The sequence below is a fragment of the Pseudomonas sp. PP3 genome (assembly GCF_905336995.1).
Lineage (GTDB): Bacteria > Pseudomonadota > Gammaproteobacteria > Pseudomonadales > Pseudomonadaceae > Aquipseudomonas > Aquipseudomonas reinekei.
On sequence record NZ_HG995459.1, the window covers coordinates 3,898,694 to 3,917,098 of the forward strand.

An 18,405-nucleotide genomic window follows, 5' to 3' on the forward strand; every position below is an offset into this window, starting at 1 on the left:
TTCGGATACTCCGCATTCAGTTGATAAACATAATCAGAAGGCCTGCCGTGCCCTGTTGATTACTTCTTCTTTTTCGGGGCGATGACCATAATCAGCTGGCGTCCTTCCATCTTAGGATGCTGTTCGACCGAACCGTACTCGAGCAAGTCACCTTCAACTCGCTTGAGGAGTTCCATCCCCAGCTCCTGGTGGGCCATCTCACGGCCGCGGAATCGCAAGGATACCTTGGCCCTGTCCCCGTCACTCAGGAAACGTACCAGGTTGCGCAGTTTTACCTGGTAATCCCCTTCCTCCGTCCCTGGACGAAACTTGATTTCTTTTACCTGAATCTGCTTCTGGTTTTTCTTCGCTGCCGCAATCTGCTTCTTCTTTTCGAAGATCGATTTGCCGTAGTCCATCACCCGGCAAACTGGTGGGACTGCGTCGGCGGAGATTTCTACCAGATCAAGCTTGGCTTCTTCAGCAATACGAAGCGCTTCATCAATCGAGACGATGCCAATCTGCTCGCCGTCAGCGCCAATTAACCGAACCTCGCGTGCCGAGATATTCTCGTTGATCGGGGCTTTCGGTGCAGCTCGTTTATCTTGTCTCATTTCACGCTTAATAATAATTACTCCGAATCTTGGCGACCACGCCGGGAAACCGCTTGCGCGAGGAACTCGGCGAACTGGGCGACGGGCATCGAGCCCAGGTCAGCACCTTCACGAGTACGCACAGCGACAGTCTGCATCTCGACTTCCTTATCCCCAATAACCAAGAGATAGGGAACCTTGAGCAAGGTATGCTCGCGGATTTTAAAGCCGATCTTTTCATTTCTCAAGTCAGACTTGGCACGAAACCCGCTTTCGTTGAGAGTTTTTTCTACTTCGGCAACAAAATCTGCCTGTTTATCAGTGATATTCATGATCACTGCCTGGGTCGGAGCCAGCCACGCAGGGAATGCACCCTCGTAGTGCTCGATCAGAATTCCGACGAATCGTTCGAAGGAGCCCAGGATCGCCCGATGCAACATAACCGGATGCTTGCGGCTGTTGTCTTCGGAGACATATTCGGCGCCCAAACGGACAGGCAGGTTAAAATCGAGCTGCAGGGTACCACACTGCCAGACTCGGCCGAGGCAATCTTTCAGCGAGAACTCAATCTTCGGACCGTAGAATGCACCCTCGCCCGGCTGCAGATCGTACGGCAGGCCAGCGCTATCAAGGGCTGCAGCCAATGCTGCTTCGGCGCGATCCCACAATTCGTCGGAGCCAACGCGTTTTTCCGGACGAGTGGACAGCTTCATCTCGACGTCTTTGAAGCCGAAATCGGCGTAGACGTCCATTGTCAGCTTGATGAACGCTGCGGACTCGGCCTGCATTTGCTCTTCGGTGCAGAAAATGTGGGCGTCATCCTGAGTGAACGCACGCACGCGCATGATGCCGTGCAACGCACCTGATGGCTCGTTACGGTGGCAGGCACCGAATTCGGCCAGACGCATCGGCAACTCGCGGTAGCTCTTCAGACCCTGGTTGAACACCTGCACGTGGCAAGGGCAGTTCATTGGCTTGATGGCGTAGTCGCGGTTTTCCGACTGAGTGGTGAACATGTTGTCGGCGTAGTTGGCCCAGTGCCCGGATTTCTCCCACAGGCTGCGGTCAACGACTTGCGGAGTCTTGATCTCCAGATAGCCGTTGTCGCGCTGAACCTTGCGCATGTACTGCTCGAGCACCTGGTACAGAGTCCAGCCGTTAGGGTGCCAGAATACCATGCCCGGCGACTCTTCCTGGGTGTGGAACAGGCCCAGGCGCTTGCCGATCTTGCGGTGATCGCGCTTCTCGGCTTCTTCAATGCGCTGAATGTAAGCAGCCAGTTGCTTCTTGTCCGCCCAAGCGGTGCCGTAAACGCGCTGCAGTTGCTCGTTCTTGGCGTCGCCGCGCCAGTAGGCGCCGGACAACTTCGTCAGCTTGAAGGATTTCAGGAAACGGGTGTTCGGCACGTGCGGACCACGGCACATGTCGACGTATTCTTCGTGATAGTACAGGCCCATGGCCTGCTCGTTCGGCATGTCCTCGACCAGGCGCAACTTGTAGTCTTCGCCGCGAGCCCTGAACACTTCGATCACTTCGGCGCGCGGAGTGACTTTCTTGATCACGTCGTAATCTTTTTCGATCAGCTGCTGCATACGCTGTTCGATAGCGGCCAGGTCGTCCGGCGTGAAAGGACGCTCGAAGGCGATGTCGTAATAGAAGCCTTCATCGATGACCGGCCCGATCACCATTTTGGCTGTCGGGTACAACTGCTTGACCGCATGGCCAACCAGGTGAGCGCAAGAGTGGCGAATGATCTCCAGCCCCTCTTCATCCTTTGGCGTGATGATTTGCAGCGTCGCGTCGCTGTCGATGATGTCGCTGGCATCAGCCAGTTTGCCATTGACCTTGCCGGCCACGGTGGCCTTGGCCAGGCCGGCACCAATGGATGCGGCGACCTCGGCGATGGAAACCGGGTGATCGAATGAACGTTGACTGCCGTCGGGAAGAGTAATAGTTGGCATGGCGCCTCCTCTCCTAGTGGTGACCCCTACCAAAGGTCACGTGGGTTGGGATGAGCCAGTACAAGATCCGATCCAGGCCATTCAATGACGAACGCCTGCCTTACAGCGGCAGGAGCCTTGCGGCCAACCGGAAAATCGAACCAGAGTGACTGGGATTCAAATCAGGGTTATTCGGGCAGTTGCCGCATCCGGGACTGAAGGTCGACCGAAGCCTGCAAAAGCCTCAGCGGGGCATGCTAGCACAGATGAACGGTCGTGGCTGTGCGCGGGTTTTCTGCCAAGGCAAATCCGGTGTTTTTGTGCCAGAGTGCTGAACTAGATCCGTGCTTTACCCCTCAGATAAAAGACATTGACCCACAAGGAGCATCCCGGCATGCGTCTGAATCGTTTGTTCGCTGTAGTCGCACCTATCGTCCTGCTGTTGCCTCTGGCCGCGCACGCCGAATGGCCCAAGGGCGAGCGCGAAAAATACATGGCTCAGTGCACTGAAGCGGCCACTCCGCAAATCGGTGCTGCGGCTGCGAAATCCCACTGTGCTTGCGGCGCCGATGCAATCAAATCGTACCCGGCCAAGGACCTTCAGTCCTTGATGGACAACACGGCCAGCGACGGGCTGAAACAGCAGGCCCTGACGCAGATTGCCAAGTGCAAAGCCAACGTTCCGGCGAAAAAGTAAGCCTGAAAAAACGCTGGAAAAGCGATTTCAGCGGTTAAAAAGCCTCTGAAAATCGCCTTTTCCTACAATTTATGCAGGTTTTACAGCTTTTTTTATCCTCTTTACTTTCGGCCGAAAGCCTTTTAAATCGGGGCTTTCAGCCATATCAGGCAACAAAGAAAGCGTGACTGTAGGGCAAACAGCACCTGCGGGGGGCTCCCAAAGCGCACATTTCGACTATGATACCCCGGTGTGCCCAGTTGGCCTGAGCAGCACAGTACTACTGAAAATATATGTTTCTTGGAGATACACCATGTCTAATCGCCAAACCGGCACCGTTAAATGGTTCAACGATGAAAAAGGCTTCGGCTTCATCACTCCTCAAGGTGGCGGTGACGACCTGTTCGTACACTTCAAAGCTATCGAAAGCGACGGTTTCAAAAGCCTGAAAGAAGGCCAAACCGTTTCCTTCGTGGCTGAGAAAGGCCAAAAGGGTATGCAAGCTGCTCAAGTTCGCCCAGAGTAATTTCCAGGCGCACTAAAAAAACCCCGTCCATGTGACGGGGTTTTTTATGGGTGACACAAAAGCCTGAGCGATCAGCCGCAGTTGACGCGGGTGACTACACGATTGGCATCAGTGTTCAGGTTCAGGCGATCGGAGCGATATTCCAGGGTCACCATGTCCGTTGGCAGCAGGAACCGTGCATTCTGCGCACCTGCACGCTCACGCGCCTGTTCCAGCAACTGGGGCGAAGCTTGTTTGCCGATGGTGAATTCGGCCGCTTTGGCTTCGCAACGGCTGTGACCTGTGTCAGTCGTCGTTACAGGGTCTGTTGCCGACTCGGTGGAGGCAGTGCTGCAACCGGCCAACGTTGCAACGGCCAACAAAGTACCCAATGACGCGAGCTTCCAAGGCATGAAGCCTCCTTTTTTCGGTAGTTAAGCTGAGATCGTGCGACCGCCAATCCGGCGTTTGGTTTCACAGTGCATGCTGTTGAACCGCCCTCGCCGCGCAAAACGGCAAGTTTGCCTGAGCAACGCCCTCACCTTCTCTGTTCAATCGTGACTGAATATGAACAGCGCTCAATAGACGTCGATGTAATCGAACGCCGGCTTCGGCCAGTTCTGTTTCAGCGCATTGTAGATCTGCATGACCCAGACTTCGTCACTTGCAGCGACGCGGCCGACATAACCGGAACCCTTGGCCCAGGTTTCCAGGCGAAACAGCAGCCCGTCGATGTCGCTACCGCCCACCACGCCTGATGAAATATAGGCGATGCCGCCCTTGGTCACACGCAGCTGCGTGTGCTCATCGTCGCTGGCCGCCGCCAACAATTGGCGTACGGCTTCAAGGGTCAAGCCGTCGGAAGTGTTCAAATCGATCTGCACAGCGCGGTCCTTGAAAAGAGAGCAAAGACCAAGTGTCGCATAGCCCTCCACTCATGCCTAAGTCGGAGTGCCAAACGCGCCGCAAAATGGTTAACTCAAGGTTCAGACTTACCCGACCGCACGAGCGCAACCATGACCACCATCACCATCGACGCCGCCATCAATGCCAAGTGGTCAGAGGGTCACAGCGCCTATAGCCCCGGCAGCTCGGAAGAGCTTGCAATCATCAGCATTGATTTGCTGGTCAGGGAACTGGGCACCGAAGCCGCCCAGTCCTTCATCAAGCAGGTTTTCGCGAAATACCCCGTCACTGCACCTGAGCAAGCGTAACACCCCACAAGTGAGCACTCGTGGGGGCAAGCATCACTTCAGTCGGGCCAATCGCTCGGTCAACAGATCAAAAAAGCCTTGTGCATCGCCGCTTTCAACCCAGAAGGCGTTCTTCGGCGCTTTCAACGTGTCGTACCAATCGACGATGGTTTGACCGAAGGTCGGGCCTTCGCGGCTGTCGACCACCACATTCACCGAGCGTCCGCTGAACAGCTCGGGCTTGAGCAGGTAGGCGATCACCGAGGCATCGTGCACCGGGCCACCCGGTATGCCGTAATGCTCCATATCACCCTTGATGTACTCATTCAGGATTTCGCCCACGCGCTTGCTGGCATTGTTGTTCAACGCAGCAATCTGCTTCAGGCGCGAGTCACTGGTGAGAATCTTGTGAGTGACATCCAGAGGCAGGTAAGTCAGCTTCACGCCGCTTTTGACCACCACTTCGGCAGCGTGTGGATCGGCAAACAGGTTGAATTCCGCCACCGGGGTAATGTTGCCACCATTGAAGTGAGCACCACCCATGATCACCACTTCCTTGATGCCCTGAACGATTCCCGGCTCCTGAATCAATGCCAGGGCCAGGTTGGTCTGCGGCCCCAACATGGCGATGGTGATGCTGTGGGGTTTGGCTGACATCAGCGTATCGATCAGGTAGTCGATGGCTTTGCTCTGCTCCAAACCTTTCTTCGGTTCGTGCACGGTGACACCCGACAGCCCTTCCTTGCCGTGGATATTCTCGGCGTAAATCGGCGTGCGCATCATCGGTTTCGGCGCCCCGGCATACACCGGCACCTCTTCACGCCCAGCCCACTCGCGGGCCAACCGCGCGTTACGCGAGGTCTTGTCCAGTCGTACGTTGCCGGCGACGGTGGTCAACGCCCGAACGTTCAATTCATCCGGCGATGCCAGCGCAAACAACAGGGCTACGACATCGTCGGCACCGGGATCGGTGTCGATGATCAGATCAATCTTTTCCGCCGCCTGGGCGCCGGTGGCGGTGATTACGGACAAAAGCAGCAAACTCCGAAGCAAGTGACGCAGTTCAAGAATATAGCGGTACATGGTGCACTCCTTGTGCAAGGTGGATGAGGAAGACAATTGCCAATCAGAACGTTACCCCGGCGATCAGCACGACGTTGCAGTACGGCTGGCACTCGCCGGTACGCACAACCGCTCGAGCCTGTCGAGTGAGGACTTTGAACTGCTCATGGCTGAGCAACTCGCGACGCCCCAGCGCCCCGTCGGCGTTGAGCTGATCCAGAGTGACCAGAGCCGATGGCTTCTTCTCGAGAATTTCCTGCGCCAGCACATGGCTTTCAACCTGCATTTCGCTGAGCACAACGTTAAGCGTACAGATGAAATCCGGAATGCCATGGGTCAGGGCCAGGTCGATCAGCTCAACACCAGGCGGCACTGGCAGACCGGCGTCACCGATGACCACCATGTCACCATGGCCCAGTGAGGCGATCAGGCGCGACAGCGCGACGTTGAGCAACGGTGTTTTTTTCATGATGTCTTGAATGCCTGAACGTCGGACAAGAAAGGAATAGAGGGTTGCGCGCCAGCACGGGTCACCGACAACGCCGCGGCAATCTGGCCAAAGCCTATCGCTTCGGCCTCGCTTCGGCCGACGGCCAGTGCGGCGGCAAAACCACCGACGAACGTATCGCCAGCCGCAGTGGTATCGACCGCTTTCACGGCAGGCGCCGAAAAATGCGCGAAGCTTTTTCCATCGGCAAACAGCGATCCTTCGGCGCCGAGCGTGATGATCACCTTGCCGGCACCCATTTCGATCAAACGGGCCGCAGCGGCTTCTGCACTTTGTCGAGAGTCCACCGGCAAGCCACTCAATGCCGATGCCTCACTTTCGTTGGGAATCAGGTAATCGATGTTCGCGTACCAATGCGCCGGCAACGGCCCACTGGCGGGGGCCGGATTGAGAATCACGACTTTGCCCAATTCTCGACTGCGCTTGAGCGCGTGGCCAACCGTGGCGTCCGGCACTTCAAGCTGGCAGATGATGACATCGGCGGCTTGCAGCACCGCATCAAAACAACCGATCAACGCCGGCGTCAGCGCACCGTTGGCGCCAGCGACAATCACGATGGCATTCTGGCTGTTGTCATCGACCACAATCAGCGCCACACCACTGGAGCCTTCAACAGTGCTGACCGCCTGACAATCGATCTGCTCGGCCAATAAGGCATCGCGCAGTGCTTTGCCATAGGCATCGCTACCCACGCAGCCAACCATTGATACCTGAGCGCCCAAGCGCGCGGCGGCCACCGCCTGATTGGCGCCCTTGCCACCGGAAACCGTGGAAAACGATTCTCCGATCAGCGTTTCACCGCCACGCGGCAACCTCGGCGCCCGGGTTACCAGGTCCATGTTGAGGCTGCCTATTACCACTACTTTTGCTGGCATACATCACTACTCATAAATTCGATTTCAGCGGCGCGTTGGGTTATCGGAATTGCGCGAACAGACCGGTCAGCGGCGCGGTCGATTCACGCATGACAATGCTCGGTGTAACAATCCGCTGCCGGGTGGCCAGATCCGGCGTAGCGATCCGACGCAGCAGCACTTCAGCCGCCATCTCGCCAAGCTGCAGGATTGACTGGCCCACGGTGGTCAACGCCGGGTAGACATAACGGCTCATCTGGATATCGTCGAAGCCGATGACCGACAACTGCGTCGGCACTCGGATATTGCGCTCGGCCGCCGCTCGCAGTACGCCGATACCAATCATGTCGTTGGCAGCGAAAATGGCGCTGGGCGGATTGCGTTCAAGCAGGATAGCGGCGGCGTTGTAGCCGCCGGTGCTGGTGAAGTCGCTTTCCAGCATGCGCTCCGCCGGCACGTCGAGGCCCGCGTCCGAGAGGGCTCGGCAAAAACCGGCCAAACGCAGCTGCGCCACGCTGGTGGTTGCCGGGCCGCTGATGGTGGCGATATCCCGATGCCCTAACTCCAGCAGATGCCGGGTCGCCAGGTAGGCGCCGTACTCGTGGTCGATACGAACCAGGTCCGCATCGACGCCTTCCAGGCTACGGTCGACAATCACCATGGGTGTGCGCACCCCGGCCAGGCCTTCAGCCAAGCCGCTGTCGCCACCCGCCGAGGCGACGATCAGTCCGTCGACACGTTTTTCCAGCAACACACGCAGGTAGCTGCGCTGTTTGTCCGGATTGTCGTCGGAGTTGCAGAGAATCACGCAGTAACCGTTACGCTCGCAATAATCCTCAATGCCCCGGGCCAGCTCGGCGAAGTACGGGTTGAGGCTGTTGGGCACCAGCAATCCGATGGTGGCTGTTGTTTTTGCCTTCAGGGAGCGAGCCACGGCACTGGGGACGTAGTCGAGGGTCTTGATCGCCTCCTCCACCTTGATCCGCACTTCCTTGCTGACTGGCCGGGTTTTGTTCACCACATGGGAAACCGTGGTGTAGGAGATACCCGCCAGCGCTGCCACATCTTTGATCGTTGCCATGACTCAGGCCCGCCGACTTGCGCGCTGACTGCGGTAAGTATCGAGCACCACCGCCACCACGATAACCGCGCCGGTAATAATGCGCTTGGTCGGCTCGGTTGCGCCGATCTGCGCCAGACCGGCCGCCAATACGGAAATGATCAAGACACCGAAGAAGGTGCTGATGACCGAACCACGCCCACCCATCAGGCTGGTACCGCCGATGACGACGGCGGCGATCACCTGCAGCTCGAGGCCAGAACCGGCATTCGGGTCCGCCGCTTCCAGCCGCGAAATCTGGAACAGCGCGGCGATACCGGCCAGCAGTCCCATCAGGCTGAACACCAGGATCTTGTAGGGCTTTGGATTGATACCGGCCAGCCGCACCGCTTCTTCATTGGTGCCGATGCCGATCAGGTAGCGACCGAACACGGTACGGGTCAACACCGCCTGAGCGATGAAGATGATCAGCAAGGCGATGATGAACGATGGCGAAATCCCGAAAGCGATCGGGTTGGACAGCCAGGCGAAAGCATCGCCGATGTACGCCGTGCGCGAGCCGGTCATCTGATACGCAACGCCGCGTGCCATTTCCAGCACGCCGAGGGAAACGATGAACGATGGAATGCGCCACGCCACCGTGATCGAGCCGGTGATGGTCCCCGCGAGCGCGGCGGCCGCCATGCCGAGCAATGCTGCGGGCAACACGCTCCAGCCCCAGCCGAGAATCGCCACGCTGACCGTCGAGGCGGCCAGCGCCAACACCGAGCCCACCGACAGATCGATGCCGCCGATGATCAGCACGAAGGTCATGCCGACCGCCAGGACCATCAGGTCCGGGATCTGGTTAGCCAAGGTGCTGAAGGTGTCGTAGGACAGGAAATGGCTGCTCAGGAGCGAGAACAGCACGACCATCGCCAGCAAGGCACCGGCCAGGCCCAAATAAGTGCCCAGGCCGTAAAAATTGCCACTGCGTTTGCCGGCGGAAGTTACGGTTTTCATGGAAGGTCCCTAGGCGCGGCTTCGTTGAGCAGCGCATCACGTTTCTGATAGCCGGCAAAAGCAGCGGCAAGCAAGTCATCCTGAGTCCAGCTGTCGCGCTCGAAGGTATCGATCAGACGGCCCGCCGAGAGCACGCCGATCCGGTCGCAGATCAGCATCAATTCGCGCAGGTCACTGGACACCACCACCAGCGCTTTACCCTGCCGGGTCAACTCACCGAGCAGTGCATAAATGTCGAACTTGGCACCGACATCGATGCCCCGGGTCGGCTCGTCGAACAGCAATACCGAGCAATCGCGCCCCAGCCAACGGCCGATCACCACTTTCTGCTGATTGCCTCCGGACAGCTCGGATACCAATTGCGCCGGGCCGGAACTGCGAATGCGCATGGCGTCGATCTGACGCTGGGCCAGGGACGCTTCGTCGACTTGATTGACGAACCCGCCACTGGAAATACCCGGCATGTTGCCCAGGGCAATGTTGGCGCCGATCGACTGAGTCAACAGCAGACCTTCGCCTTTGCGGTCTTCGGTGATCAGGGCGATACCGTGACTGACCGCGTCCACCGGCGACCGGATGCTGACAACCTGTGCCGGAGAGCCTAGCGCTATGGTGCCGCTGTCCGCGGTGTCGGCACCGAAGATCAGCCGCAGCAACTCGGTGCGCCCTGCCCCGATCAATCCGGAAATGCCAAAGATCTCGCCGGCCCGCACTTCGAAGGACACGTCACGCACCTTGTCGGCGCGGGACAGGCCCTTGACCGTCAATGCCGGAGCACCGATGTTGCGCTGGCCCATGTCGATGTGTTCGCCCAGTTCACGCCCCACCATCAAGGTGACGAGTTGCTCACTGTTGTAATTGGCCATCGGCTCGACGCACACCAGATTGCCATCGCGCAGTACCGCAATACGCTGGGCGACCCGGGCGAGCTCTTCGAGACGATGGGAGATGTAGATGATCGCCACGCCACGGGCTTGCAGGCGGGTGATCTGCTCAAACAGCATCTCGACTTCACGGGCCGTCAGCATCGCGGTCGGTTCGTCGAGGATCAGCACGTGGCAATCGCCGATCAGATTGCGGGCGATCTCGACCATTTGCTGGTGACCGATGCCGAGCTCGCCGACCAGCGTGTCCGGGTCGATGGCATCGAGCCCGACCTGGGCCATGGCTTCAATCGCCGCCTTGCGCAGTTGCTTGCGGCTGATCCAGCCGCCATTGCTCGGCAGGTTATCGAGAAACAGGTTTTCCGCCACCGACAAGGTCGGCAGCAGATTGAGTTCCTGCATGACCATGCGGATGCCCAGATCTTCAGCCTGGGTGCGGCTGCCCGGTCGATAATCCTGCCCCTGAAATTGCATCTGGCCGGTGGTCGGCGTGACCAGCCCGCCAATGATCTTCGACAGCGTACTTTTGCCAGCGCCATTTTCACCGGTCAGCGCCAGCACCTCGCCACGCATGAGCGTCAGGTCGATGCCGGCCAGGACCGGTTGGGCGTAGGTCTTGCCGATGCCGCTGACCGAAAGGACAGCGTTCGGGTCGCGAACGGACATAAAAACTCTCCATGCGCTCGCCCGGACGGGCGAGCACCGTTGTGTCGCCAGAGGACTACTTTTTGGTAACCAGCTCTACCGGCGTCTCGATCACGCCATTGGCACTGCTGTCGACTTTCTCGCCCTTGATGATTTTCAGCGCAGTCTCGATGCCGAACACCGCTTGCTTGGCGGCAAACTGGTCGGCTGTGGCCAGCACTCGCCCGTCGGCAAGCATCGGCTTGATCGCGTTGATGTTGTCGTAGCCGACGACTTCAACCTTGCCAGCCTTGCCCGCTGCGCGTACCGCCGACACCACACCGAGCGCCATGCTGTCGTTGCCGGCCAGCAGGGCTTTGGTTTGCGGGTATTCGCTGAGGATCGACGCAGCAACCTTGTTGCCCTTGTCGATTTCCCAGTCACCGGACTGAACCGACACAACCTTGATCTGCGCCGCCTCCATTGCATCCTTGAAGCCTGCGGTGCGGGCCTGGGCATTGGTGGTAGTGGACACACCTTCGATGATGCCGACTTCGTCACCCGCCTTGAGCTGCCTGGCCAGGTACTCCCCCACCAGTCGCGCGCCTTTGCGGTTGTCGGGGCCAACGAATGGAACATTGATGTTCTTGCTTTTGACTACGGCCGGATCGAGCTGATTGTCGATGTTGATCACGGTGATACCGGCATCGATGGCTTTCTTGATCACCGGAACCATGGCCTTGGAATCTGCGGGAGCAATCACCAGCGCATTGACTTTGGCCAGGATCATTTGCTCGACGATGCGCGTCTGGCCGGCGGTATCTGTTTCGTCCTTGATCCCGTTGGAAATCAGGTCGAACTCACTGGCGTGTTCTTTCTGGTAGGCCTTGGCGCCGTCTTCCATGGTCAGGAAGAATTCGTTGGCCAGTGATTTCATGACCAGGGCGACTTTAGGTTTTTCAGGCGTTTCGGCGAAAGCCGAAGAGACAGGCAGCGCGGCGGAAACGGCAGCCAGCATTGCGACAGCGAGAAGACGTCCAGCGAATGGCAGCTTCATGGGTTTACTCCGATCTTATGATTATTGTGAGCAACGCTTGCGCTGGCGTAAGCTGCGTGGCCTGCGCCGATGGATTTCACCCATCAGCAGAGCTGCGCAAACGTTTGCGTAGACCGGACTATGCGAATCTTGCCGAGATTTGTCAATGCTGGGAAAGCGATGATTCAGCGGCCGATTACGCCGTGGTACTGACTACGTTTCCGGATCCTGTCAGCTCTTTCGCCAGCGCGGCCGCCACTTGCATCAACGCGGCAGACGTATCGGCAATCTGTGCCTGAATCGACATGACGGCAGTTGCCTTGGCTTCCGCCGACTGGAACGACGCAGCCTGGGTTGCCGCCAATTGCTGTTGCTGCTCGCGCAGTTGCTCCTGCAACTCCTGCATGCGCTTGAGCAGCATCTGCACCGCAATGCTTTGCTGGCTGCCGGCGCTTTCGGCTTGTTCGCTACCCCGCACGCCGCCAAGGCTGACAGACTTTTTATCTTCCCCTTCCAGACCGAGGCGCTGGGTCGATGACTCCGCTGTCGTGTCACTCAAGGTTTCGGCAGACGACGCTGCTTTCCCGCCGATGTTGATCACGGACGCATTTGGAAAACCGATGGTCAACGACATGTGAACTCCTTGAAAAAGATTCCTGAGGGAAAGATCGGCCAGCGTGTTGGTTTCTTTAGCGCTCGGGGGTGAACTCCCTTTCGGAGAGCCGAACGCAAAACCCGTATTCAGTCGGAAACCCGGACAGCAGCACAGTCGAATTCGTTGAAACGTCGTTTAAATACCTAAACAAATCAGTGACTTGAACGATTCTCTCAATACGAAGTGTAATTGGTACAGATTCTGCTCTTCTCAGGCACCCCCAGCGTTCAGATCCGCCGGGGGCGCATCTAGATGAACCTGCATCAGCACCGTCACTACTAGAGAGAAAAATAATGACATCTGCTTTCAAGACTTTCGTTCCGGGCGCCTTGGCCCTCCTGCTGCTCCTGCCGACTGCCCTTCAGGCAAAAGAAGTTCAATCCGAACAGAAACTCGCCAACGTGGTGATCCTGGCCACCGGCGGCACCATTGCCGGCGCGGGTGCCAGCGCGGCCAACAGCGCGACCTATCAAGCGGCGAAAGTCGGCATCGACAAACTGATCGCCGGGGTGCCGGAATTGAGCCAGGTGGCCAACGTTCGCGGCGAACAAGTGATGCAGATCGCATCCGAGAGCATCACCAACGAAAACCTGCTGCAACTGGGGCGTCGCGTCGCCGAACTGGCCGACAGCGATGACGTCGATGGCATCGTGATCACCCACGGCACCGACACCCTGGAAGAAACGGCCTACTTCCTGAACCTGGTGGAAAAGACCGAGAAACCGATCATCGTTGTCGGCTCCATGCGCCCGGGCACTGCAATGTCGGCCGACGGCATGTTGAACCTGTACAACGCGGTGGCGGTGGCCAGCAGCAAAGAAGCACGCGGCAAAGGCGTACTGGTGACCATGAACGATGAAATCCAGTCGGGTCGTGACGTCAGCAAGATGATCAACATCAAGACCGAAGCGTTTAAAAGTGCCTGGGGTCCACTGGGCATGGTAGTAGAAGGCAAATCCTACTGGTTCCGCCTGCCGGCCAAGCGCCACACCATGGATTCGGAATTTGACATTAAAACCATCAAGAGCCTGCCCGACGTCGAAATCGCTTACTCCTACGGCAACGTCAGCGATACCGCCTACAAGGCGCTGGCACAGTCCGGCGCCAAAGCCATCATCCACGCTGGCACCGGCAACGGCTCGGTCTCTTCGCGAGTCGTTCCAAGCCTGCAAGCCTTGCGCAAGGATGGCGTACAGATCATCCGTTCTTCCCACGTCAACGCCGGTGGCTTTGTTCTGCGCAACGCTGAACAGCCTGACGACAAGTACGACTGGGTGGTGGCGCACGACCTGAACCCGCAAAAGGCCCGCATCCTGGCCATGGTCGCGCTGACCAAGACCAACGACAGCAAAGAGCTGCAACGGATGTTCTGGGAGTATTGATTCGCCCTCGCCCGACCGGATCCGGTCGGGCACCCCTCGTAAGACAAAAAATATCCCTTCGTCCTACACCAAATGGCACAAACCGCTGTCAGAGGATTTTCTTGAATTTTAAGCAGTTGCGAAAATGCCTACAGTTAAATACTGTATGCACGTACAGCTTAATAAGGATAATCCCGTGGACACCATCTCCGCTTCACCTGACTCCTATGTACGCATGGGCACACGCGTTCAGAAAATCATCAATTCCCCCACCGCTCAAAAAGCCAAGGCTGCGCTGATCTTCCGTCTTCCGGATGAGCCCGTGGATGAGTGGGAGCAATTGCTCGAAGAAATCGATGAAAACGACAACGTCACCCTCGCCTATCGCGATGACGGCGGCGTGCAGATTTTCTGGGTTGTGCCGAAGGAAGACTGAGTCAATGAGTGTCCGTTGTGTTGCTTTGCTGTTTCTGTTGTTCGCCATGGGCGCCCAGGCCGATGCGCCACGCACCTTCAACGAAGCCAAGAAAGTCGCCTGGAAGCTGTATGCCCCGCAATCCACCGAGTTTTATTGCGGCTGCAAATACACCGGCAATCGAGTGAACCTCGCTGCCTGCGGCTACGTACCACGCAAAAACGCCAAACGCGCCTCGCGCATCGAGTGGGAGCACATTGTGCCGGCCTGGCAAATAGGTCATCAGCGTCAATGCTGGCAGGAAGGCGGACGCAAGAACTGCACACGCTACGACCCCACTTATCAAAAAGCCGAGGCCGACCTGCACAACCTGGTGCCGAGCATTGGCGAGGTGAATGGCGACCGCAGCAATTTCAGTTTCGGCTGGCTGCCGGAGCAATCCGGCCAATATGGTTCTTGCTTGACCCAGGTTGATTTCAAGGCGAAGAAGGTCATGCCGCGCCCATCCATTCGCGGGATGATCGCCCGGACTTACTTCTACATGAGCAAACAGTACGGCTTGCGCCTGTCGAAACAGGATCGGCAACTGTACGAAGCCTGGAACAAAACCTATCCGGTCCAGGCCTGGGAACGTCAGCGCAACCAGAGCGTGGCGTGCGTCATGGGGCGCGGCAATGAATTTGTCGGCCCGGTAGACATGAAAGCCTGCGGTTAAACGCGCGCTGAAAACAAAAAAGGCTCCGGGCTCAACACCCGGGGCCTTTTTTTAAACCGCCGCCGATTCGAGTGAATAGGGTACTTACTGCGCTGCCGGACGCTCGAGCACCAGCACTTCAATGTTCTGTTTCTTTGCCTTGATCAACGCAGCGTTCACTTGCGCCTGCTTGGCGTCGGCTTCAGCCTTCGAGTTGTAAGGCCCCATCAGAATCCGGGTCTTGCCATTTTCGCGAATGACGTTGGACATGAAGCTGTGCTCGATCAGCCAGCCACTGAGATCGCTGACCGCCTGTGGTGTTTCGCCTCGCACTTCAAGATCCCACTGTGGCCCCGACACCTGCGCTGGGACCGCCGCTGCTGTAGCCTGCGGCTTTGGCGTATCGACACGTTTGCCTTCACCGCATCCCGCCAGCGCCAATACTGCAATCACCACGACCATTTTGCGCACTGCGTTTCCCTCTGAATGCTTAAAGCGCGGATTTTAACACTCATGAATAGTTCTCGAGTGCCGCAAAATGGGCTCAAAACAACGAGAATGATGGTTGCGGCCTCTGTATAGTTACGTCTTGGGAATTAATGCTGCATCTGCGCGTCAGAAAGAGGCACCCAAATTGTGAGACTTCGCACTAATCTATACATACCACCGACCTCTGCACTGTCCGAATCAGGTGCCCCAGAAAGCAATCAAGGAGAAGACCATGCTGATACTCACCCGCAAAGTCGGTGAAAGCATAAATATTGGTGATGACATTACGATCACCATCCTCGGCGTTAGCGGCCAGCAAGTCAGAATTGGCATCAACGCCCCGAAAGACGTTGCGGTGCATCGCGAAGAGATTTATCAGCGCATTCAGGCTGGCCTGACCGCCCCGGACAAACCGCAAACTCCCTGAATCCTGATGCAGTCAGTAGCCAGCCCGTTCACCCCCGGAACGACGGCTGGCTAAAGATTCACGGACTGCAACGCCTTTTGCTCGCCCCCGCCTTGTCACTCTTGCACATCTTGAACCACCCCGCGCCTAACCAAACGTCACACCACGCGCCATGCCAGTGGCCGCGATTACCATCAGCAATAGCAACAACGCTTCAACATGACTGATGCGCGCAAACAACTTCGCCCGTCCCGTCTCGATAGCCGCGCCACGCGCGAGCGCGATACGCCATTTGATCAAAGTCACCATGGGCGCGACTTCCAGCAGCAGAATCACCACGAACAACGTCATCTTCAGATGAAACAACGGCTGTTGCAGGTAATAGTCCGCGCCCTTTTCGTATCCGCCAAACGCCCGCATCCCACCTGTTACTAACAGAATGACCGCTGAAATCCCCCAGATGTTATCCGCAATCAACACGCTACGAACTTCACCCACGCCAGCCGCCAAACGTCGAAAGTTCGTGCCACGAACCAAAACCGCCCAAAACCCCAGCACCACTGCCAAAAGATGTACGGCTGCAAGAATCCAGTGAATCAGCATCGAGAAGCTCCTTTCAGGACGAGTTGTATCAACCTGTCAGTAGTAGCCCATCAAGCAATGGATTGCACTGGCGTGAAACGAACGTAATCGCCAGACGCAAAAAGCCCAGCGCAATGGCTGGGCTTTGATTACTTTCTGTTTTCCATCATCTTGTCGGCGAGGGCCTTTGCCCTTTCAATCAACAGATTCTGCCTGTCTTCGTGAGTCGCCCCACCGACAACAGGTGCCGTCAGATTGCTTTCGGCAATCAACGCTGCGCAAAAATATTGATCCCAAACAGCCTTGTTTTCCGATGACTGCTGATTCATTTGATTGGAGATCATTGGCGACTCCTCTGGATCAGGCCACGCATGAATCACTGCGCTACAGGATCCATCTCAGAAGTACATGAGAGGCGATCCAGGGGGACGCTTCGACCACAGTCCATTGAAGCAGAAGGCAAATAAACAAGTAAGCCGCAGAGAATCGCATCATCGCTCGCCTCCCCATTCGCCCCTCTCCTGCGATATGACCCAGTCAAACGCTTGGTCGCCTGTTTTGGTTGGATGCAGTTCGGTGCCCACAGTTCAATGCTGGGTAGAAATGATTTTCATTTGGACGGCAGGTTAGCTTGAAGTTGCAGCCTGGAATCCACTTCACCCACGGAAACAAAGACAATACTGAGGCTTCGATGGATCGCCGAATAAATCGCAGACAACAAAAAAGGGCCCACCTTTCGGTGAGCCCTTCTAGACCGCCCAGCAGAGCGGATTTTGTTTGGTAGGCGCGATTGGACTCGAACCAACGACCCCCACCATGTCAAGGTGACCCCGAAACCTGCGCAAGCAGTTGATATACAAAGAAAATATAGCAATTATCTGGGGGCGCAAAATCGCCACATCACCCTATAAGAATCAATAACTTAGCGTTGTATATTCCTACAGTAGTATCCCTTCCCCGGCGTTCTGCCGTTCGTTAAATATCCTTTGAATGCGGTGCTACGCTTCCTTGATCCACGGAGGAAAAGTGCATGCCGAACTCAGATCTACTCCCTTCCCTGCTCTTCAAAATCAACGAGAACCAACTTGCTCTGGAGGCCGCCATCATGGAGCTCTCTAACTGGGTCGAGCAGCGAGGTGCTGCCGACGTTGCCGACAATGTGCGTGGCGCCCTGGAAGCGATCGACAGAAACGAGGAGTTCATCAAGATGACGCTCGCGGTAATGATGACGCCGGAATAACCCACGATTTCGCAGAATTCACCGGGAGAACTAAATGATTGAACATCGTTATCTTTTCGCGCTTTCCGTGGTGCTATTCGCCGCCACCGGACAGGCCTTGGCGCAGTCGAGCGCAGAATCTCGAGTAGATAAGCTTGAGGAGACCGTTCGCATTCTGGAGCGTCGCGTAGCGACAATTGAGGATCAACTGCGCCAGCGAAATACCGCTACCTCCATTTCACCAGACAAAGTTAACTGGCGAAAGCTTCACAAGGGGCTATCGGACACCGAGGTGGAGAGGTTGCTCGGCAGCCCTACGAGGGTAGATGCGTATGGCTCCTTCACGATCTGGTACTACGGCGATTCGGATGGCGGGCAGGTGCATTTCGATGCCAAGAGTCGCACTGTCGAATGGCGTGAACCGTAACGAGAATTGCAGAGGCCTACCCCCTTCATTCAGTTGAACGCTTAAGGCCGGCTCATGAATCCTGTGAATGGCAGCAACGAGTCGGCTGAAGCCTTGCAAGCGGATAGACGCGACATTTAATTATGACGTCAACACGGGGTTTAGCGGGGAGTCGGCCTTTGAAATCAAGGGCCGAATCCCAAAGAATCCCCGTATAACTCCGCCCTTCCCCGAAAAATTGGCCCAAGAATTGGCCCAGACC

24 protein-coding genes are annotated in these 18,405 nt (G+C 57.1%); 9 read left to right on the plus strand and 15 right to left on the minus strand.

Translation table 11 applies throughout. The features are described from left to right. Positions 1-59: 59 nt before the first annotated feature. Both infC and thrS read right to left on the minus strand, forming a co-directional pair. On the minus strand, positions 60-611 hold the full coding sequence (gene infC, locus KHO07_RS17630) for a translation initiation factor IF-3 (RefSeq protein WP_169843736.1): 552 nt from the start codon (positions 609-611) through the stop codon (positions 60-62). Next, entirely contained in the window at positions 611-2,533 is a 1,923-nt protein-coding gene (gene thrS, locus KHO07_RS17635) for a threonine--tRNA ligase (protein ID WP_212625040.1), read from the minus strand. The genes infC and thrS overlap by 1 nt, the downstream gene beginning before the upstream one ends. Before the next feature lie 373 nt (positions 2,534-2,906). Here thrS and KHO07_RS17640 point away from each other — a divergent pair, with 373 nt between their 5' ends. Continuing rightward, entirely contained in the window at positions 2,907-3,209 is a 303-nt protein-coding gene (locus KHO07_RS17640; RefSeq protein ID WP_150733414.1) for a hypothetical protein, read from the plus strand. 292 nt (positions 3,210-3,501) lie between these two features. Beyond that, positions 3,502-3,714 (plus strand): cold-shock protein, encoded by a 213-nt coding sequence (locus KHO07_RS17645; protein ID WP_003179963.1) that lies wholly within the window; start codon positions 3,502-3,504, stop codon positions 3,712-3,714. Positions 3,715-3,785: 71 nt separating this feature from the next. Here KHO07_RS17645 and KHO07_RS17650 read toward each other — a convergent pair whose 3' ends face one another. Next, complete coding sequence (locus KHO07_RS17650) at positions 3,786-4,106, minus strand: I78 family peptidase inhibitor (RefSeq protein WP_150733413.1); 321 nt, start codon at positions 4,104-4,106, stop codon at positions 3,786-3,788. Between the two features lie 165 nt (positions 4,107-4,271). Continuing rightward, on the minus strand, positions 4,272-4,577 hold the full coding sequence (locus KHO07_RS17655; protein ID WP_150733412.1) for a hypothetical protein: 306 nt from the start codon (positions 4,575-4,577) through the stop codon (positions 4,272-4,274). A gap of 132 nt (positions 4,578-4,709) precedes the next feature. Here KHO07_RS17655 and KHO07_RS17660 point away from each other — a divergent pair, with 132 nt between their 5' ends. Then, entirely contained in the window at positions 4,710-4,907 is a 198-nt protein-coding gene (locus KHO07_RS17660) for a hypothetical protein (protein ID WP_150733411.1), read from the plus strand. A gap of 33 nt (positions 4,908-4,940) precedes the next feature. Here KHO07_RS17660 and KHO07_RS17665 read toward each other — a convergent pair whose 3' ends face one another. The 8 genes from KHO07_RS17665 to KHO07_RS17700 form a co-directional block, all read right to left on the minus strand. Further along, positions 4,941-5,969, minus strand: a complete 1,029-nt coding sequence (locus KHO07_RS17665) for a nucleoside hydrolase (RefSeq protein ID WP_212625041.1) — start codon at positions 5,967-5,969, stop codon at positions 4,941-4,943. Between the two features lie 43 nt (positions 5,970-6,012). After that, on the minus strand, positions 6,013-6,417 hold the full coding sequence (gene rbsD / locus KHO07_RS17670; RefSeq protein ID WP_150733409.1) for a D-ribose pyranase: 405 nt from the start codon (positions 6,415-6,417) through the stop codon (positions 6,013-6,015). Beyond that, entirely contained in the window at positions 6,414-7,331 is a 918-nt protein-coding gene (gene rbsK / locus KHO07_RS17675) for a ribokinase (RefSeq protein ID WP_212625042.1), read from the minus strand. Before rbsK ends, rbsD begins: the two co-directional genes overlap by 4 nt. 40 nt (positions 7,332-7,371) lie before the next feature. Next, complete coding sequence (locus tag KHO07_RS17680; RefSeq protein ID WP_150733407.1) at positions 7,372-8,391, minus strand: LacI family DNA-binding transcriptional regulator; 1,020 nt, start codon at positions 8,389-8,391, stop codon at positions 7,372-7,374. A 3-nt stretch (positions 8,392-8,394) separates the two neighbouring features. Further along, entirely contained in the window at positions 8,395-9,372 is a 978-nt protein-coding gene (locus tag KHO07_RS17685) for an ABC transporter permease (protein ID WP_075945864.1), read from the minus strand. Then, positions 9,369-10,922 carry a sugar ABC transporter ATP-binding protein gene (locus tag KHO07_RS17690; protein ID WP_212625043.1) on the minus strand — a complete coding sequence of 518 codons (1,554 nt, stop codon included), beginning with the start codon at positions 10,920-10,922 and terminating at the stop codon, positions 9,369-9,371. The genes KHO07_RS17685 and KHO07_RS17690 overlap by 4 nt, the downstream gene beginning before the upstream one ends. Before the next feature lie 55 nt (positions 10,923-10,977). Then, the gene (locus KHO07_RS17695; protein ID WP_150733405.1) at positions 10,978-11,937 is read right to left on the minus strand and encodes a sugar ABC transporter substrate-binding protein; all 960 of its coding nucleotides are present in this window, start codon (positions 11,935-11,937) and stop codon (positions 10,978-10,980) included. Between the two features lie 175 nt (positions 11,938-12,112). After that, the gene (locus KHO07_RS17700; protein ID WP_150733404.1) at positions 12,113-12,550 is read right to left on the minus strand and encodes a hypothetical protein; all 438 of its coding nucleotides are present in this window, start codon (positions 12,548-12,550) and stop codon (positions 12,113-12,115) included. A 314-nt stretch (positions 12,551-12,864) separates the two neighbouring features. Between KHO07_RS17700 and KHO07_RS17705 the strand changes: the two genes are divergently transcribed. The 3 genes from KHO07_RS17705 to KHO07_RS17715 all read left to right on the plus strand — a co-directional run bounded on the left by KHO07_RS17705 (position 12,865) and on the right by KHO07_RS17715 (position 15,062). Then, positions 12,865-13,953, plus strand: a complete 1,089-nt coding sequence (locus tag KHO07_RS17705) for an asparaginase (RefSeq protein WP_150733403.1) — start codon at positions 12,865-12,867, stop codon at positions 13,951-13,953. 124 nt (positions 13,954-14,077) lie between these two features. Continuing rightward, positions 14,078-14,368 carry a DUF1654 domain-containing protein gene (locus KHO07_RS17710; protein ID WP_212625044.1) on the plus strand — a complete coding sequence of 97 codons (291 nt, stop codon included), beginning with the start codon at positions 14,078-14,080 and terminating at the stop codon, positions 14,366-14,368. 4 nt (positions 14,369-14,372) lie between these two features. Beyond that, entirely contained in the window at positions 14,373-15,062 is a 690-nt protein-coding gene (locus tag KHO07_RS17715; protein WP_212625045.1) for an endonuclease I family protein, read from the plus strand. An 84-nt stretch (positions 15,063-15,146) separates the two neighbouring features. Here KHO07_RS17715 and KHO07_RS17720 read toward each other — a convergent pair whose 3' ends face one another. Then, positions 15,147-15,512: an SPOR domain-containing protein gene (locus tag KHO07_RS17720; RefSeq protein WP_212625046.1), complete on the minus strand. Its 366-nt coding sequence runs from the start codon at positions 15,510-15,512 to the stop codon at positions 15,147-15,149. Between the two features lie 250 nt (positions 15,513-15,762). Here KHO07_RS17720 and csrA point away from each other — a divergent pair, with 250 nt between their 5' ends. Further along, positions 15,763-15,957 carry a carbon storage regulator CsrA gene (csrA, locus tag KHO07_RS17725; RefSeq protein ID WP_007938114.1) on the plus strand — a complete coding sequence of 65 codons (195 nt, stop codon included), beginning with the start codon at positions 15,763-15,765 and terminating at the stop codon, positions 15,955-15,957. Positions 15,958-16,083: 126 nt separating this feature from the next. Here the strand turns inward: csrA and KHO07_RS17730 are convergent, their stop codons facing one another. Both KHO07_RS17730 and KHO07_RS17735 read right to left on the minus strand, forming a co-directional pair. Further along, positions 16,084-16,539, minus strand: a complete 456-nt coding sequence (locus KHO07_RS17730) for a DUF2214 family protein (protein ID WP_212625047.1) — start codon at positions 16,537-16,539, stop codon at positions 16,084-16,086. Between the two features lie 128 nt (positions 16,540-16,667). Then, positions 16,668-16,862 (minus strand): hypothetical protein, encoded by a 195-nt coding sequence (locus KHO07_RS17735; RefSeq protein WP_150733399.1) that lies wholly within the window; start codon positions 16,860-16,862, stop codon positions 16,668-16,670. A gap of 686 nt (positions 16,863-17,548) precedes the next feature. Here KHO07_RS17735 and KHO07_RS17740 point away from each other — a divergent pair. Both KHO07_RS17740 and KHO07_RS17745 read left to right on the plus strand, forming a co-directional pair. Continuing rightward, complete coding sequence (locus tag KHO07_RS17740; RefSeq protein ID WP_212625048.1) at positions 17,549-17,758, plus strand: hypothetical protein; 210 nt, start codon at positions 17,549-17,551, stop codon at positions 17,756-17,758. 34 nt (positions 17,759-17,792) lie between these two features. Then, the gene (locus tag KHO07_RS17745) at positions 17,793-18,164 is read left to right on the plus strand and encodes a hypothetical protein (protein ID WP_212625049.1); all 372 of its coding nucleotides are present in this window, start codon (positions 17,793-17,795) and stop codon (positions 18,162-18,164) included. The last annotated feature ends 241 nt before the right edge of the window (positions 18,165-18,405 follow it).

Coding starts and splice junctions, on each gene's coding strand:
- thrS (WP_212625040.1), bottom strand. CDS start 2,533: ATGCCAACTATTACTCTTCCCGACGGCAGTCAACGTTCATTCGATCAC.
- KHO07_RS17640 (WP_150733414.1), top strand. CDS start 2,907: ATGCGTCTGAATCGTTTGTTCGCTGTAGTCGCACCTATCGTCCTGCTG.
- KHO07_RS17645 (WP_003179963.1), top strand. CDS start 3,502: ATGTCTAATCGCCAAACCGGCACCGTTAAATGGTTCAACGATGAAAAA.
- KHO07_RS17650 (WP_150733413.1), bottom strand. CDS start 4,106: ATGCCTTGGAAGCTCGCGTCATTGGGTACTTTGTTGGCCGTTGCAACG.
- KHO07_RS17660 (WP_150733411.1), top strand. CDS start 4,710: ATGACCACCATCACCATCGACGCCGCCATCAATGCCAAGTGGTCAGAG.
- KHO07_RS17665 (WP_212625041.1), bottom strand. CDS start 5,969: ATGTACCGCTATATTCTTGAACTGCGTCACTTGCTTCGGAGTTTGCTG.
- rbsD (WP_150733409.1), bottom strand. CDS start 6,417: ATGAAAAAAACACCGTTGCTCAACGTCGCGCTGTCGCGCCTGATCGCC.
- rbsK (WP_212625042.1), bottom strand. CDS start 7,331: ATGCCAGCAAAAGTAGTGGTAATAGGCAGCCTCAACATGGACCTGGTA.
- KHO07_RS17680 (WP_150733407.1), bottom strand. CDS start 8,391: ATGGCAACGATCAAAGATGTGGCAGCGCTGGCGGGTATCTCCTACACC.
- KHO07_RS17685 (WP_075945864.1), bottom strand. CDS start 9,372: ATGAAAACCGTAACTTCCGCCGGCAAACGCAGTGGCAATTTTTACGGC.
- KHO07_RS17690 (WP_212625043.1), bottom strand. CDS start 10,922: ATGTCCGTTCGCGACCCGAACGCTGTCCTTTCGGTCAGCGGCATCGGC.
- KHO07_RS17695 (WP_150733405.1), bottom strand. CDS start 11,937: ATGAAGCTGCCATTCGCTGGACGTCTTCTCGCTGTCGCAATGCTGGCT.
- KHO07_RS17700 (WP_150733404.1), bottom strand. CDS start 12,550: ATGTCGTTGACCATCGGTTTTCCAAATGCGTCCGTGATCAACATCGGC.
- KHO07_RS17705 (WP_150733403.1), top strand. CDS start 12,865: ATGACATCTGCTTTCAAGACTTTCGTTCCGGGCGCCTTGGCCCTCCTG.
- KHO07_RS17710 (WP_212625044.1), top strand. CDS start 14,078: ATGCCTACAGTTAAATACTGTATGCACGTACAGCTTAATAAGGATAAT.
- KHO07_RS17715 (WP_212625045.1), top strand. CDS start 14,373: ATGAGTGTCCGTTGTGTTGCTTTGCTGTTTCTGTTGTTCGCCATGGGC.
- csrA (WP_007938114.1), top strand. CDS start 15,763: ATGCTGATACTCACCCGCAAAGTCGGTGAAAGCATAAATATTGGTGAT.
- KHO07_RS17730 (WP_212625047.1), bottom strand. CDS start 16,539: ATGCTGATTCACTGGATTCTTGCAGCCGTACATCTTTTGGCAGTGGTG.
- KHO07_RS17735 (WP_150733399.1), bottom strand. CDS start 16,862: ATGATCTCCAATCAAATGAATCAGCAGTCATCGGAAAACAAGGCTGTT.
- KHO07_RS17740 (WP_212625048.1), top strand. CDS start 17,549: ATGCCGAACTCAGATCTACTCCCTTCCCTGCTCTTCAAAATCAACGAG.
- KHO07_RS17745 (WP_212625049.1), top strand. CDS start 17,793: ATGATTGAACATCGTTATCTTTTCGCGCTTTCCGTGGTGCTATTCGCC.